The organism is Paenibacillus sp. PvR098, assembly GCF_017833255.1.
GTDB lineage: Bacteria > Bacillota > Bacilli > Paenibacillales > NBRC-103111 > Paenibacillus_G.
In genome coordinates, this window is the sequence record NZ_JAFIBU010000001.1 from 2,289,748 (window position 1) to 2,306,097 (window position 16,350).

At 49.8% G+C, this 16,350-nt stretch carries 11 protein-coding genes and 3 rRNA genes; 1 reads left to right on the forward strand and 13 read right to left on the reverse strand.

Features of this window, described 5'->3' with window-relative positions; all coding sequences use genetic code 11:
- Positions 1 to 53 precede the first annotated feature (53 nt).
- The 10 genes from JOE45_RS11415 to JOE45_RS11460 all read right to left on the reverse strand — a co-directional run bounded on the left by JOE45_RS11415 (position 54) and on the right by JOE45_RS11460 (position 9,885).
- Entirely contained in the window at positions 54 to 839 is a 786-nt protein-coding gene (locus tag JOE45_RS11415) for a TrmB family transcriptional regulator (protein WP_210020078.1), read from the reverse strand.
- Between the two features lie 229 nt (positions 840 to 1,068).
- On the reverse strand, positions 1,069 to 2,457 hold the full coding sequence (thrC, locus tag JOE45_RS11420) for a threonine synthase (protein ID WP_210020077.1): 1,389 nt from the start codon (positions 2,455 to 2,457) through the stop codon (positions 1,069 to 1,071).
- Positions 2,445 to 2,741: a hypothetical protein gene (locus JOE45_RS24190; protein WP_461480180.1), complete on the reverse strand. Its 297-nt coding sequence runs from the start codon at positions 2,739 to 2,741 to the stop codon at positions 2,445 to 2,447. Before JOE45_RS24190 ends, thrC begins: the two co-directional genes overlap by 13 nt.
- A 61-nt stretch (positions 2,742 to 2,802) precedes the next feature.
- On the reverse strand, positions 2,803 to 4,515 hold the full coding sequence (locus tag JOE45_RS11430) for an adenine deaminase C-terminal domain-containing protein (protein WP_210020075.1): 1,713 nt from the start codon (positions 4,513 to 4,515) through the stop codon (positions 2,803 to 2,805).
- Positions 4,516 to 4,535: 20 nt separating this feature from the next.
- Positions 4,536 to 5,600 (reverse strand): ABC transporter ATP-binding protein, encoded by a 1,065-nt coding sequence (locus tag JOE45_RS11435; protein WP_210020074.1) that lies wholly within the window; start codon positions 5,598 to 5,600, stop codon positions 4,536 to 4,538.
- A gap of 15 nt (positions 5,601 to 5,615) precedes the next feature.
- Positions 5,616 to 6,404, reverse strand: a complete 789-nt coding sequence (locus JOE45_RS11440) for an ABC transporter permease (RefSeq protein WP_210020073.1) — start codon at positions 6,402 to 6,404, stop codon at positions 5,616 to 5,618.
- A 6-nt stretch (positions 6,405 to 6,410) separates the two neighbouring features.
- Entirely contained in the window at positions 6,411 to 7,232 is an 822-nt protein-coding gene (locus JOE45_RS11445; protein WP_210020072.1) for an ABC transporter permease, read from the reverse strand.
- 39 nt (positions 7,233 to 7,271) lie between these two features.
- Complete coding sequence (locus tag JOE45_RS11450) at positions 7,272 to 8,204, reverse strand: nucleoside hydrolase (protein WP_210020071.1); 933 nt, start codon at positions 8,202 to 8,204, stop codon at positions 7,272 to 7,274.
- 91 nt (positions 8,205 to 8,295) lie between these two features.
- The gene (locus tag JOE45_RS11455; RefSeq protein ID WP_210020070.1) at positions 8,296 to 9,375 is read right to left on the reverse strand and encodes an ABC transporter substrate-binding protein; all 1,080 of its coding nucleotides are present in this window, start codon (positions 9,373 to 9,375) and stop codon (positions 8,296 to 8,298) included.
- Positions 9,376 to 9,549: 174 nt separating this feature from the next.
- Positions 9,550 to 9,885 (reverse strand): Na-translocating system protein MpsC family protein, encoded by a 336-nt coding sequence (locus tag JOE45_RS11460; protein WP_245247286.1) that lies wholly within the window; start codon positions 9,883 to 9,885, stop codon positions 9,550 to 9,552.
- Positions 9,886 to 10,206: 321 nt separating this feature from the next.
- On the opposite strand from JOE45_RS11460, the gene JOE45_RS11465 reads away from it, so the two are divergent.
- On the forward strand, positions 10,207 to 10,308 hold the full coding sequence (locus tag JOE45_RS11465) for a YjcZ family sporulation protein (protein ID WP_210020068.1): 102 nt from the start codon (positions 10,207 to 10,209) through the stop codon (positions 10,306 to 10,308).
- 214 nt (positions 10,309 to 10,522) lie between these two features.
- On the opposite strand, the gene rrf is transcribed toward JOE45_RS11465, so the two are convergent.
- The 3 genes from rrf to JOE45_RS11480 form a co-directional block, all read right to left on the reverse strand.
- A 5S ribosomal RNA gene (gene rrf / locus JOE45_RS11470) occupies positions 10,523 to 10,639 on the reverse strand.
- A gap of 60 nt (positions 10,640 to 10,699) precedes the next feature.
- A 23S ribosomal RNA gene (locus tag JOE45_RS11475) occupies positions 10,700 to 13,621 on the reverse strand.
- Between the two features lie 295 nt (positions 13,622 to 13,916).
- Positions 13,917 to 15,457: ribosomal RNA gene (locus tag JOE45_RS11480) — 16S ribosomal RNA — on the reverse strand.
- Together the 16S, 23S and 5S rRNA genes form the textbook arrangement of a ribosomal RNA operon.
- Positions 15,458 to 16,350: the final 893 nt, after the last annotated feature.

A 16,350-nucleotide genomic window follows, 5' to 3' on the forward strand; every position in this document is an offset into this window, starting at 1 on the left:
TCCTCTCTGATTTGGTCTGCTTCAAGAGCTACATGCCATAGGATGAGCCCTGTTCATTTCTCTCCGAAAAAACGTTTCCTTGCCGGTAAAATCCATTGATCCATCTCTTCTCGCTTCTCTTCAGTGACCAATCGGTTCACCAGCACATCGTGCCAAATATAATCTTCCAGCAGGTAAATATGAACCGGGTCATCGGTATAAAATGCATTGCCGCTCTGTTGGGGGGAATGACCATAGAACAGTTCTTTGCCGTCTATGGAAAGAATGAACCATGGGTAGTCCAGATGTTCCACGTAATGAGTTTTACGATGAACTTCCAAACCGGGCAATGGATCGTCTACCTGAAACAATATCCCGCTCAACAAACATTGATCCTGTTTTAATTTCAAATCGTCCGCAAGCTTCTGATACATAGGCTCCCACAAGGAAAGTATAATTCGGCGCTCAGCTCGCCGGATCAAGACTCGGCAAAAAGATAAGATGTTGTCCTCTCCTTTGATCGTCGTCACATATACCTCAGATTCGGGACTCTGTTTTTCAAGTGACTTTAGTTCATTCTCCAGGCTGGTATAGGTTTCTTCCCATTTGGTTTTCATCGATTCCAAAAAAACATCAACCGGCAGGGAGGAATATTGGACTCCTCCTTCCAGATCTTCTTTCATGACCAATCCATGCTGCACCAGGCCATCCAATACTTCATAAACCCGTGCCCGCGGCACACCCGAGGCTTTGCTCACTTGATACGCATTCGAAGGTCCGCGGGACACAAGGGTTAAGTACACCTTGGCCTCGTATTGAGTCAATCCCATCGATTGAATGTTTTGTAGCAGGACTTCCATTAATCTCCCTCATCTCAAACCAAATTCATATTAGTTACTACTTTAGTAGTGTATATTATTCTTAATGTAATTATAATCATCTGATGCCTTTTTTACAAGACATTTTTATGCTTCAATATCCTTTTCCCACAAAAAAAGGTTTGTGCCTCAAGTCATCTTGAGCACAAACCTAGATTTCCCATAATAAAACCGCCCGAAATGATTTCCGGACGGTTTGCTTCACCAGATATTAAAAGAAACGCTTCAGCTGATCGGAGATTTCCTGCTTCGAATTGTCCACAACAGTCATATGCTGAGGCTTGTCGAACAACGCCTGGATTTCGGGCGGGAACTTCTGAGAGATATCGCAAAGCTGAACGGATTCGTCAAATTTCGCCGGATGAGCGGTTGCCAGCGTCACGCACACCTCATCCTTGTCGCAGCAGGACTCATAAGCCGCGATCCCGCAAGCGGTATGAGGATCAGCCAAGTAGTCGTATTCACCGGAGTATTTGCTAATGATATGCAAGCACTCCTCGTTTTTCACCCCGTGCGCAGAGAAGTCCGACTGTACCTTCTTCAGCAGCTGCGGATCAATCACGATTTTGCCTTCCTTCTGGAACTGCTCCATAAGAGAGGTAACCTTCTCCTGATTCTGATCTAGCAAGTAATACAAATATCTCTCGAAATTGCTCGCAATCTGAATATCCATAGATGGGCTGTACGTGCTCCGGAAATCTCCAGGACTGTAAACACCCTCATCCACAAAACGCTCTAAAATATTGTTCTCGTTGGTAGCCACCACGAGCCGGTGAATCGGAAGCCCCATTCGTTTGGCCAGATAGGCTGAGAAAATATTGCCGAAATTACCGGTAGGAACGCTAAAGCTGATTTTCTCTGCTTTCGTCTTCTTGGCAATTTGGAAATAGGCGTAAAAATAATATACGGTCTGCGACAATATACGAACGAAGTTAATCGAATTGATTGCCCTCAGATGATATTTGTTTTTATAATCGATATCGGCAAAGAGCTCTTTAATAATCCGCTGGCAATCGTCGAAATTACCATGAACCGATAGGTTCAGCACATTCTCGTCATCGACTGTTGTCATTTGCAACTCCTGTACCTTGCTTACCTTTTGATGCGGATGTAAAATGCAGATGCGGATGCCTTCTTTGCCTTTGACCCCTTGAATGGCTGCCGCCCCCGTATCGCCGGACGTAGCTCCCAGGATATTAATAATTTCATTCTCCTTACGGGATACGTATGAGTACAGGTTGCCCATAAATTGCAGAGCGATATCCTTGAAGGCGAAGGTCGGTCCGTGAAACAGCTCGAGCACATACAGCGAATCATGAATTTTTCTTACCGGCGTTACCTCAGGGCTTCGGAAGCTCGAATAGCTCTCGTCGATCAAGTCTTTCAGCTCTTCCCTTGGAATTTCACCGTTCGTGAAATAAGAGAAGATTTCCAGCATTAGCTGCTGATAGCTTAATTGCTCCCATTCTTTGAACACTTCATGCGGAATGGTCGGAATCTCCGTCGGAAGCATGAGCCCGCCGTCATCTCCCAGCCCCATCAAAAAGGTTCGGATAAATCCTGTTTTTTCCACTTTGCCTCGTGTGCTTATAAAGTCCATAGTCGTCCCCTCACGTCATAATTGACCTTATTATAACATATTTTTTCGAAAAGCGGAAAAATCGACATATGGGTGTGGGCAATGTTTCTCGAATCGCACAGCATCAAACCTATGGAAAAGTCCGAACCCGCCTGTGCTTTTCTTCCCATGATATGGACAACTATGATCCCGCGCTCGGTAGCCGCTTTCACATCGACGTTCTCCGTCCCAGCCCGGGCTACTCCGATCAGCTTTATCACTAAAAAACAAAAAAGACCTTTCCGCCACAAAGGAGGAAAAGTCATTTTTTATGGAGGAGTACAGAGACCATAGTTCTGCTCCAACGAACCAAACCGGATGATTCGGTTATTTTCCAACAATCAAAGAAACAACCTTGCCCGCATTCACATCGATCAAGCCCCAATCGGTAATTTTCAAATCCGGGCTGACGGGCAGTGAGTGCGTGCTAATCGACATAATGGGATTATAATGACAGTAACCAAGCGCTTCCATCGCTTTGCACAGCCCTTCCACTTCCTTAGCCACCTGCTCCAGAGGAGCCTCAGTCAAAATGCCGCCGACAGGCAGTCGGAGATGGGCCAGCACCCGGCCGTCCTCGACAACGCAGAAGCCTCCGTGATGGCGGATCACCTCATTAGCCGCGAGCATCATGTCCTGCGGATTATGGCCTACGACGAGCAGGTTGTGGTTATCATGGGAGTAGGTCGTTGCGACTGCCCCCCGTTTAATTGTATCTCCTCCGATCAGGCCGTACCCACGATTGCCGTTCTTCCCATAGCGCTCGAAAGTAGCGATCAGGCCGTAGGGGCTTTCCTTCCATTGAAGCTCTCCCCCACGGATTTCCGCCTCGCCTCGATGCTCTTGGGTGAACGTCGAGCCATTCTTGACCATCATCACCCGGCAGGTATACCGACCGTCGGCCTCCTCCGCGCGGACAGCAAAATCCGCTTCCGTCAGCAAAGGAAGCTTGACGCTTTCGTAATAATGGGCCGGGAAAGCCGGAGGGAACTCCTGCTGCCTGTATTCTTCTCTCGCATCGAAGGCTAGGCGTCCGTTCTTGAACACCTGATCGATGGTAAACTCCCGAATATCCGATACGATCAGGAAATCCGCGACCTTCCCAGGTGCGATCGCCCCGCGATCATGGAGCCGCATCCTTCTGGACGGGGTGAAGGTACTCGCATAAATGGCCCGCTCGGGGCTCATGCCCATGCGAATCGCTTTGCGCACCAGATGATTCAGGTGGCCCCTCCGTTGAAGGGAGTCAGCCATCACGTCGTCCGTCACAAAGCAGAAATGCTCTGACACATCGCCCGCGATCAGATAGTCCATAACCTCTTCGGTCATCGATTTTTCCTGAATCTCGATAAACATCCCCGCGCCGATACGGGCTTCCATGCCTTCCACAGTCTGATGCGTATGATCCGAATCGACTCCGGCATAGATGACGCGCTGCAGGTCCAGGTCCAGCAGCTTCGGGCAGTGCCCCTCAATGATCAAATCGGGATACTTGCTGCGAATATGCCGCAGAATCTGATTCGTCTTACAATCGGGATCGGTAATGACATCGACGTAGTTCATGATTTCGCCTAAGCAAATGATCTTCTCCGACTGCAGCAGCTCATCTAATTCCGGAATGTCCAGCGTGCCTCCCGTCGTTTCCATTGAAGTTGCCGGAACGGAGCTGGGGATGGCGTAGAACATATCAACAAGACATCCCTCGCTTGCCCGAATCATCTGCTTCACACCATCCATGCCAAACACATTTGCCATCTCATGCGGTTCGGGCACAATGGTCGTGACGCCATTACGGATAAGCCCAAAGGAGAACGTCTGTGGAGTCACCATCGTGCTTTCAATATGAAGATGAATGTCGACCAGCCCAGGAATCAGATAACGTCCACCCCCGTCGATCACCTCATCGCTTTCGAAGTCCGCTGCCCCGCGGGGACCGATATACAAAAACCTGCCGTCCGCGACAGCGGCGTTTCCCTGGATGAATGCTTTAAAATAACTGTTGTAAATATGAATGTTTTCGATCAGCAGATCCACACGCATGCAGGGCACCTCCAAGTTCATTACTTCACCAATACCAGCTTGTCCTTCGGGAACATCAGATGAACCTGTCTCCCGTTAACATAAGGTAGATCCATTTCTTTGTTGACTGTAAAATCTCCGAGTTCGGTCCCCACAATATATTGGTAGCTGCGTCCAAGAAACGTGCTCACCTTGACGGTTCCTTGCACGCCGTTCACACCGGATGGATTTACTTCACCAACCCCGTGAAGGACAATATCGTCAGGTCGAATAGCGCCTTTCTTGCCGGCCGGAAGTGTATGCTTCGGATCCGGAGCAACAATGAACGTATGGCCCCGGTGCTTCAGTTCAATCTCTTCGCCACGGTCGTTCAGCTCTTCAAAATCGATAAAGTTAGTAAACCCGGTAAATTGGGCAACAAATTCGGTTTTCGGATATTTAAATATGGTAGCAGGCGTGTCGAGCTGCTCGATCAAGCCTTTGTTCATAATGGCGACCTGATCCGAGATCGAGAAGCATTCCTCCTGATCATGTGATACATAGACAGTGGTTATGCCGAGCTCCTGTTGAATGCGACGGATTTCCACCCTCATGTTGACCCGGAGGTTGGCATCCAGATTACTGAGCGGCTCGTCGAACAAAAGCAAGTCCGGCTCGATCACCAAAGCGCGGGCGATAGCGACCCTCTGTTTTTGCCCTCCCGAGAGTGCTTTGGGCATCCGTTTCTCAAAGCCCCCGAGACTGACCACGTCCAATATTCTCTTGACCCGTTGGTCGATTTCTTCTTTGGACACCTTCCTCATTCGCAGACCGAAGGCGACATTATCATAAACGTTCAGGTGCGGGAATAGGGCATAGCTTTGAAAAACAAAGCCAAAATTCCGTTTGCTAACCGGCACCCGGGTGTAGTCTTTTCCATTGAACAGAAACCGTCCGTCCCCGGCTTCCAGAAAACCTGCAATCAGTCGTAGGGTCGTCGTCTTGCCGCAGCCGCTCGGACCGAGCAGCGATACGAATTGCCCTTTGTTTATATTCAAGCTGAAATTTTGCAATATATTTTGCTGATCGTAGGCGACCGATACGTTGTCCAGCGTAAGCAATGCCATGGATAATAGCCTCCGTTATTTTTTGGTAAAATAAGATAATCCCATCATTCGCTCGATCACAAACATCAAGATGGCCGTAAAGATCATAAGCAGCACGGATATCGCCGCAATCGTCGGATCAAAATTATTTTCCACATAAGTCAGCATCTGGATCGGAAGTGTGCTGACACCCGGCCCCGTCATAAAGACGGAGATGTCCACATTGTTAAAGGACTCCAGAAACGCAATAATCACGGCCGCGATAATGCCCGACCTGATATTGGGCAATACGATGGTGAAGAAAGTGCGGAGGTGTCCCGCGCCAAGACTATGCGCCGCTTCCTCGACAGAAAAGTCAAAATTCGATAAGCTGGACGCGATGACACGGATAATAAACGGAAGCATAATCACGGTATGCCCCACGAACAAGGCCGTATAAATCGGCAGCTGATAAGCAACGATCAAATACTTCAGCATCATAAAGCCGAGCACAATTCCCGGGATGAGGACAGGCGAAATAAAAATCGCGTTCCAAGTGTCCTTGCCTTTGAAGCTAAACCGGCTTAAGGCATACGCCGCAGGAATGCCGAGCAGAAGCGCCAATACATTGCCCATGAACGAGACAAGCACGGACGTCTGGAAGGTCTTCATGAACATCTCGACTTCAAAAATATGTTGATACCATTTTAATGAAAATCCCTGAGGGGGAAATTTCAGTATCGTGCCCGGTTCAAAGGAAGCCACCCCGATAATCAGCAGGGGCCCGAGCAGAAAGACATAGACCAGCAGCGTAAACAAGCCTAGTCCTCGATGGTTCTCCCGCATATCAAGTTACCCCTTCGGATTCAATTTATTGGCGATGACATTCATCAAGGCAATGACAACAAATGTCACAACAATCATGATTGTCGCGATCACGGAAGCGGAGTTCCAGTCATTCAACGTAATCGCGTTTTGGTACAAAAAGGTTGAGACCACGAGCTGCTTGCCCCCGAGCAGGGCAGGCGTCGTATAAGCCGTAAGGCTGCCTACAAAAACCAGGATGCTCCCGACGATCAGACCGGGCATGCTCAGCGGCACGATGACTTTGAAGAAGGCCTTCAGCTTGGAAGCCCCAAGACTCTCCGCGGCCTTCAGCAGATCGGAATCAATGTTCTCCAGCACACCTACCAAGGTGATCAGAATCAAGGGCAGAAACAGATGCACCATTCCGATCATCATCGCCGTTGGGGTATACAGAATGTCGAGCGGCTGATCGACAATGCCCAGTGCCAGCAGGGAACGATTCAGAAGCCCGTTCTTGCCGAGGATGATCATCCAGCTGAATGAGCGGACGACCGGACTTGTCAGCAGCGGGAAGATCGCTAAAGCTAGCAGCACCCCTTTTGTTCGGGGAGACTGCTTGGAGATGTAGTACGCGACCGGGAAGCCCAGAATGACGCACAAAGCCGTCGTTACAAGGCTGACTTGGAGCGTAGTCAGCAATATTTTGAGAAAATAGGGATCCTTGAAAAACTGCATGTACCCGCTGAGCGTAAAGCTCCCTTCCAGAAAGAAGGTCGAGCCGATCGTCAGTAAAATAGGCACGAGCATAAATACCGCCAAAAACAAAAAGCCGGGCAGCAGTAGTAGATAAATATACGTATTTTTCATGTAAAGCAATCTCCTGTTCCGTTCCTTGTTTCGTCGGTACTAGGTGCGAAGTGCGCCGATAAACAGCCGGAAGAATACTTCGGCGTCGACCTCCAGGCATACATGGACGTTCGGCTGACGGTTCAGCCGGTTCTGAAAATCGCACACCGTCAGCCCGTCGCACAAGTCGCTTCGGGTCTCCACATCCACGTAATAATGTCCGGTTGTCACCAAGCCGCGGTTTAATGCCACGCCAATCGCGAGCGGATCGTGCATCGCACAAGCCCGTACCCCATTCCGCTCAAAGTAACGCTTCATGTAATCCTCCGTGCTTTTCCGGACATAAGGACCGAGGGGAGAATCTGCGAGCAGCCCGATGTGCTCTTCCGTCAGCAGCGCCCGGCGAGTCACATCCAGCCCCACCTGTGTCAGGGAACGAAAGCCCGCGTGCATCACGATCTTCGCGGCTTCCGGATCGACATACATGTTGTACTCGGCAGTAGGCGTCACGTTGCCGAAACTTTGGACCACTCCTCCCATGAAGATCACTTCCTTCACGTGCTGAACCAGCCGGGGATCCTTCCGAACGGCAAGGGCAAGATTGGTAAGAGGTCCTGTCATCACCAGCGTAATCTCACCCGGATGCTGTGCCGCGCTGTCGATAATGAAATCGGGCGCGAAGCCGTCTGCGGCGGTCCGCTCGAACTGCATGTCGGACAACGCCCCACCGAGACCGTCCTCTCCATGCACTCTGTATTCGAACACCGCCGGCCGGATCAGAGGGCGATCCGCTCCCCGGATGACAGGGATTCGCTCAGCCGCCTCCAGCAGCTTCAATATTTTGCACGTATTCTCTGTCGCTTTGTCTAAAGAAACGTTTCCGTTTACTGTCGTAATCCCCAGAATATCGAACTGCTTACTGCGAACCGCAAGCAAAATCCCCAGCGCGTCGTCAATACCCGTGTCCACATCAAGGATGACTTTCTTTTTCATATCCGGCCCATCCTTTCGATTAAGCTCACGCCAAGAAAAACAAGGATATACTGAAGAAGCGGCATATCCTTGTTTTTTCATTACATCTTTATTATTGCGTGATTTCTCTATTCCAACGATCGGTCCAAGCTTTCAAATTCTCGTTGACGAACTTCATATCCAGCATGATCAGCTTGTCCACAACGTTCGTGCCGTAGGTGATACCCTGTACTTCCTCGGGTTGAAGCTCCAGTGTCTTATTCACCGGCGAATCGATTGCCGCTTTAGCCGCCTTCTCTTGGACTTCCTTGCTCAAATGCCAGTTGATGAACTCTTCAGCCAGCTCTTTATTCTTGGTCCCCTTCACCACATTCACCGTGTTCATGACAGCGTAAGCCCCTTCCTGCGGGGTGATAAACTTCGCATCTGGAACCGCAGCCTTCAGATCTTTCATATACATTTCCATGATCGGTCCTGCAGCGATTTCTCCTTGGGCAAACATATTGACGAATTCGGAAGTGCGGTTATAGTACTTGACCACCTGCGGATTCAGCTCTTTCAACTTGGCGAATGCCTGCTCTTCATTAAAAGAAGAGGATCCGGACACATGCGATGCGGCATCAAGGACCATCGGGCCGGTCGTCGAGGTAATCGTCGGCAGCGTCAGCTTCTTGGCCAGCTCCGGACTCCAAAGATCGCTCCAGGAATTCAGCTCCTTGCCTACCGCCTTCGGACTGTATGCAATACCAAATTGGCCAATGGTATACGCTGGACCATACTCCTCACCCAGCGGCGCTTTGGCGATATCGTAAATCTGCTCGATATTAGGGATCTTGCTCCGGTCGATCTGCTCAAACAATCCGGCTTCAATACCCTGTTGCGCATAGTAATCGGACAAGTAAATAAGGTCCACTTGAGAACTGCCCTGTTTTATTTTGCTTAGACGTTCCGCATTATTGCCGATTTCAACGACAATTTGTGCATTATGTTGTTTCTCAAACGGTTCGTACACTTCTTTCTTGAAAAAATCCTCGGAGAAGCCCCAAGTGGAAATAACCAATTTGGTCGGCTCTCCACTACCCTCTGCCGCTGTCCCGCTTTGTTCTTGATTTTCCGTTCCACATCCAGCCAAAGCCAGTCCCAAAAGAGATACTGAAAGCAGGCTGCCGATCCATTTCTTCTTCACAATCATTTTCCTCCCCATGTTTGTTTATGTTGTATAAAAAAAGGAAAAGCGCTCCAGGTAGAAAGAATCTTCTAACCAGAGCACTTTTCCTTTGTAAACAAAGTAAAGCGTCCTCCGTTGGTGTTCCGTGTGGTAGTACCCCTTAAGATATATCAAAAAGGAAACGAACCGAATATTCCATCAGGATTCAGCTAAGATCACATTCGTTATGGCCCACTGGGTGGAGGGATCATAGTCCCTTAGCACCGACTCAATGTCCAAATCGAACTCTTCCTCTAGCCGCTCCCTGATCTTCTTCTTGTAAATGTTCGACATGTAAAAGTCGACTTCATATTTCAAATTGGGGGCTTCTCCCTCCAAAGCCTCCGAACGTGGAGACCGTCGATGCTTGGCTTTGAAGGTGATCATATTCCCATCAATCGATACTTTAAGCGATATCGTACCGAATCCGAACAAACTCTTGGATAATTCGTTGTAAAGATGGGCAAGCTTCTTCTTACTTTCGTTAGAGTCCATCGGAAGCACGCTATCACCCTCTAAAGAAACATACACTCATATTACATAATTATAAGCAGTTTGGCAAGCCATCGTTCGGATTTATTGTTTGTTTTTTTCCGTTTACAATTACTTTTTTGAGACGAGCAGGTCCATTTCCGAATAAGCTGTAGCCCCGTCGTATCGGTTAGCTGCGTTCTCACATCACATGATATGAAAAGCTATCCAGCGATGAATCGACAAGTTTCCCCTTAAAAGGAACCCTTTTTTTCAAAATGTCCAATCCCCTAACCTCCAACATTCATAAAATACAGCAGATAAATAGGAAGGAGGATGTAATCTATGAGCTGCGTAAAAGGATTTGGACATGGCTTCACTTCTACGGGAGTGATTCTCGTGCTTTTCATTCTTCTCGTTATTGTTTCCACTGCATGCTTCATCTAATGTAACTTAATGCCATCGGCGCTCGGGCTCGCAGCTCGGGCGTTTTTTGTTTTGTGGAATTATATACTAATCCCACAAAAAATGGGTCATGTCATTACGCACAAAGAACCTCTCAATGTTCCAGATGCGCTGCTTAATGACAGCTCATAACACCAATATGGACAGTATGGTTACTTTATCTAATAAAAAAAAGCCCACCTAAGGTGGACTTCTTGCTTGGCGACGTTCTACTCTCCCAGGACCCTGCGGTCCAAGTACCATTGACGCTGGAAGGCTTAACGTTCGTGTTCGGTATGGGTACGCGTGGTTCCCTTCCGCCATCATCACCAAACATATTCAGGTTTGCACCCTGAAAACTGGATCGAAACAAAGCATGCTGAAGTTCATGTATTTGGATAAGCCCTCGACCGATTAGTATTCGTCAGCTCCACACGTTGCCGCGCTTCCACCCCGAACCTATCAACCTCGTCGTCTACAAGGGGTCTTACTAATTGGGAAATCTCATCTTGAGGGGGGCTTCACGCTTAGATGCTTTCAGCGCTTATCCCTTCCGTACTTAGCTATCCAGCCGTGCCTCTGGCGAGACAACTGGTACACCAGCGGTACGTCCATCCCGGTCCTCTCGTACTAAGGACAGCTCCTCTCAAATTTCCTACGCCCACGACAGATAGGGACCGAACTGTCTCACGACGTTCTGAACCCAGCTCGCGTACCGCTTTAATGGGCGAACAGCCCAACCCTTGGGACCTACTTCAGCCCCAGGATGCGATGAGCCGACATCGAGGTGCCAAACCTCCCCGTCGATGTGGACTCTTGGGGGAGATAAGCCTGTTATCCCCAGGGTAGCTTTTATCCGTTGAGCGATGGCCCTTCCATGCGGTACCACCGGATCACTAAGCCCGACTTTCGTCCCTGCTCGACCTGTTTGTCTCGCAGTCAAGCTCCCTTATGCCTTTGCACTCTTCGAATGATTTCCAACCATTCTGAGGGAACCTTAGGGCGCCTCCGTTACTCTTTAGGAGGCGACCGCCCCAGTCAAACTGCCCACCTGACACTGTCCCCATACCGGATCACGGTACCAGGTTAGAACTCCGATACGATCAGGGTGGTATCCCAACGTCGCCTCCACACAAGCTGGCGCTCATGCTTCTCAGGCTCCCACCTATCCTGTACAGATCGTACCAAAGTCCAATATCAAGCTGCAGTAAAGCTCCATGGGGTCTTTCCGTCTTGTCGCGGGTAACCTGCATCTTCACAGGTATTAAAATTTCACCGGATCTCTCGTCGAGACAGCGCCCAAGTCGTTACGCCATTCGTGCGGGTCAGAATTTACCTGACAAGGAATTTCGCTACCTTAGGACCGTTATAGTTACGGCCGCCGTTTACTGGGGCTTCGGTTCACAGCTTCGGATTGCTCCTAACCGCTCCCCTTAACCTTCCAGCACCGGGCAGGCGTCAGCCCGTATACTTCGCCTTGCGGCTTCGCACAGACCTGTGTTTTTGCTAAACAGTCGCTTGGGCCTTTTCACTGCGGCCCCCTCGGGCTATTCACCCTACCGAGGCACCCCTTCTCCCGAAGTTACGGGGTCATTTTGCCGAGTTCCTTAACGAGAGTTCTTCCGCGCGCCTTAGCATGCTCTGCTCGCCTACCTGTGTCGGTTTGCGGTACGGGCACCTTCTCCCTGGCTAGAGGCTTTTCTTGGCAGCCTGAACTCATGACCTTCGGTACTGTAATTTTCCCTCCCCATCACAGCTTAGCCTTAATGATGTGCGGATTTGCCTACACATCAGCCTTACTGCTTGGACGAGCATCCATCAGCTCGCGTCACTATCCTTCTGCGTCACCCCATTGCTCATAACGGTTCACGGTGGTACAGGAATTTCAACCTGTTGTCCTTCGACTACGCCTTTCGGCCTCGCCTTAGGTCCCGACTAACCCTGAGTGGACGAACCTTCCTCAGGAACCCTTAGGCTTTCGGCGGATCAGATTCTCACTGATCTTTTCGTTACTCATACCGGCATTCTCACTTGTAACCAGTCCACCAGTCCTCACGATCTAGCTTCAACCCGATTACAACGCTCCCCTACCCCATGACGTCATAGACGTCTAGTCATAGCTTCGGTGGTGTGTTTAGCCCCGTTACATTTTCGGCGCAGAGTCACTCGACCAGTGAGCTATTACGCACTCTTTAAATGGTGGCTGCTTCTAAGCCAACATCCTGGTTGTCTGTGCAACTCCACATCCTTTCCCACTTAACACACACTTGGGGACCTTAGCTGATGATCTGGGCTGTTTCCCTCTTGACAATGGATCTTAGCACTCACTGTCTGACTCCCGGGATAACGTCTGTGGCATTCAGAGTTTGACTGGACTTGGTAACCCTTGGCGGGCCCCGCACCCAATCAGTGCTTTACCTCCACGACGCATCTCCCGAGGCTAGCCCTAAAGCTATTTCGGGGAGAACCAGCTATCTCCGAGTTCGATTGGAATTTCTCCGCTACCCCCACCTCATCCCCGAATTTTTCAACATTCGTGGGTTCGGGCCTCCAGTGCGTGTTACCGCACCTTCACCCTGGACAGGGGTAGATCACACGGTTTCGGGTCTACGTCCACGTACTCAAGCGCCCTATTCAGACTCGCTTTCGCTGCGGCTACGGCTTCTCACCTTAACCTCGCACGGGAACGTAACTCGCCGGTTCATTCTACAAAAGGCACGCCATCACCCATTAACGGGCTCTGACTTCTTGTAAGCACACGGTTTCAGGTTCTTTTTCACTCCGCTCCCGCGGTTCTTTTCACCTTTCCCTCACGGTACTGCTTCACTATCGGTCACCAGGGAGTATTTAGCCTTGGCAGATGGTCCTGCCGGATTCCCACGAGGTTTCACGTGTCTCGCGGTACTCGGGATCCGTCTAGGGTTTTCGCAGAATTTCAGCTACAGGGCTTTTACCTTCTTTGGCCGGCCTTTCCAGACCGCTTCACTTACTCTGCTCAACCCACATTGACGTCCCACAACCCCAGAAAGCAAGCTTCCTGGTTTGGGCTAATCCGCTTTCGCTCGCCGCTACTGACGGAATCACTTTTGTTTTCTTTTCCTGAGGGTACTTAGATGTTTCAGTTCCCCTCGTATGCCTCCAATGCAGCTATGTATTCACTGCATGGTACATGCGAATTACCACATGCGGGTTCCCCCATTCGGACATCCCCGGATCAAAGCCTGCTTACGGCTCCCCGAGGCATTTCGTCGTTCGCCACGTCCTTCTTCGGCTCCTGGTGCCTAGGCATCCTCCGTGTGCTCTTTATAGCTTAACCAATGCTTCGACATGAAGTCTTAGCGTAGTTATAGATCAAAGATCTAAGGATGATTCAGCATTGTTACTTTGTTTCGATATCCAGTTTTCAAGGAACAAACTTTGTTTATTCGCTACCGTTTCACCGGCAGGAACGATATCTTAGCATGTCCGCCGCGGCCGATGCAAGCATCAGCTTTTGACATTTTTGCCAAGACCGAAAGGCATTGCGCCTTTCAAAACTGACAACGAGTGAGTGTGATGCAGCTTTCGCTGCAGATTTGTCCGTCGCCCTACAGACGACATGGACTCCATAGAAAGGAGGTGATCCAGCCGCACCTTCCGATACGGCTACCTTGTTACGACTTCACCCCAATCATCTACCCCACCTTCGGCGGCTGGCTCCCTTGCGGGTTACCCCACCGACTTCGGGTGTTGTAAACTCTCGTGGTGTGACGGGCGGTGTGTACAAGACCCGGGAACGTATTCACCGCGGCATGCTGATCCGCGATTACTAGCAATTCCGACTTCATGCAGGCGAGTTGCAGCCTGCAATCCGAACTGAGACCGGCTTATAAAGATTCGCTCCACCTCGCGGTTTCGCTTCTCGTTGTACCGGCCATTGTAGTACGTGTGTAGCCCAGGTCATAAGGGGCATGATGATTTGACGTCATCCCCACCTTCCTCCGGTTTGTCACCGGCAGTCAACTTAGAGTGCCCAACTGAATGCTGGCAACTAAGTTCAAGGGTTGCGCTCGTTGCGGGACTTAACCCAACATCTCACGACACGAGCTGACGACAACCATGCACCACCTGTCTCCTCTGTCCCGAAGGCCTACGATATCTCTACCGTATTCAGAGGGATGTCAAGACCTGGTAAGGTTCTTCGCGTTGCTTCGAATTAAACCACATACTCCACTGCTTGTGCGGGTCCCCGTCAATTCCTTTGAGTTTCACTCTTGCGAGCGTACTCCCCAGGCGGAGTGCTTATTGTGTTTACTTCGGCACCGAGGAATCGAATCCCCGACACCTAGCACTCATCGTTTACGGCGTGGACTACCAGGGTATCTAATCCTGTTTGCTCCCCACGCTTTCGCGCCTCAGCGTCAGTTACAGTCCAGAAAGCCGCCTTCGCCACTGGTGTTCCTCCACATCTCTACGCATTTCACCGCTACACGTGGAATTCCGCTTTCCTCTCCTGCACTCAAGCCACCCAGTTTTCGGTGCGAACCGGGGTTGAGCCCCGGGCTTAAACACCAAACTTAAGTAGCCGCCTGCGCGCGCTTTACGCCCAATAATTCCGGACAACGCTTGCCCCCTACGTATTACCGCGGCTGCTGGCACGTAGTTAGCCGGGGCTTTCTTCTCAAGTACCGTCACCCTCAGAGCAGTTACTCTCCGAGGCGTTCTTCCTTGGCAACAGAGCTTTACGATCCGAAAACCTTCATCACTCACGCGGCGTTGCTCCGTCAGACTTGCGTCCATTGCGGAAGATTCCCTACTGCTGCCTCCCGTAGGAGTCTGGGCCGTGTCTCAGTCCCAGTGTGGCCGATCACCCTCTCAGGTCGGCTACGCATCGTCGCCTTGGTGAGCCATTACCTCACCAACTAGCTAATGCGCCGCAGGCCCATCTGTAAGCCACAGCTTGCGCCGTGTTTCTTGATCTCCCCATGCGGAGAAACCAGCTATTCGGTCTTAGCTACCGTTTCCGGTAGTTATCCCGATCTTACAGGCAGGTTGCCTACGTGTTACTCACCCGTCCGCCGCTAACTTATCCCGAAGGATAAATCCGCTCGACTTGCATGTATTAGGCACGCCGCCAGCGTTCGTCCTGAGCCAGGATCAAACTCTCCATTAAAGGTAATACTTTAATTTAGAGAATTGATTGCTCAATTCGTTACTGACTTGCTTTTTGAAACCTCTTTATGAGATTTCATCACTCACTCGTTGTTCAGTTTTCAAAGGACAATGTTGATGCTTATTGTTTCACCGAACCGCTTGTCTCATGCGGCCAGATAACTAATTTACCATAACTCTATACTAGTTTGCAACTGTTTTTTTATTCCAATCTGAGGAACGAATCCTTTAGGCTGGAAGCTGTTCAGTTGTTTTGTTTCGGTGTCACGGTTTACTACTCTATCATATTCACTTTCGTTTTACAAGCACATGTTGTTTTCCATTCTTAGGATCATCCGCAAGCTCAGAGCAACATTCATACTTGTGTTCGGCATCCTGTGCGATGACCGGATTTGTAATTTATCATAACAGCTAACATTAATGCAAGTATAATATTTTCCATTTTTCCATGCTTAGGACTGGACTGCAACCGGAGATATTATTCTGGAGTTCTCCTCCTAATGGATTCAACTCTCTCTTGCATTCTAGCTTCAGGGCGGAAAGTTCGCTTTCAGCCAGCGGTTTGATCCTGTAGATTTGATGCGCCGTTATTAATTATCAGGTCCTGAACGATGCGTTAGCAGGAACGATAAGACGGATACGCTTATTAGATAACTGTCCTGGAAGGGTCGAGCACGGAATCGTCGGGAATTCCAAATTTCCGCGGCAGTCTCGGAGGAATTTGGAAATTGGAAGGGTTGCCGCAATGTGAGTCCCATCGCGGCCATGATATGCTATGCAGAATTAAAACAGAAATGAAATTTAGAAGCGGTCATTAAACAGAATGCGAGAGTAGGCTCGTCAAGGAGTCTTCTATTGAAGTGTATTTATGGGTGTAGATGATTATGAAAAGGA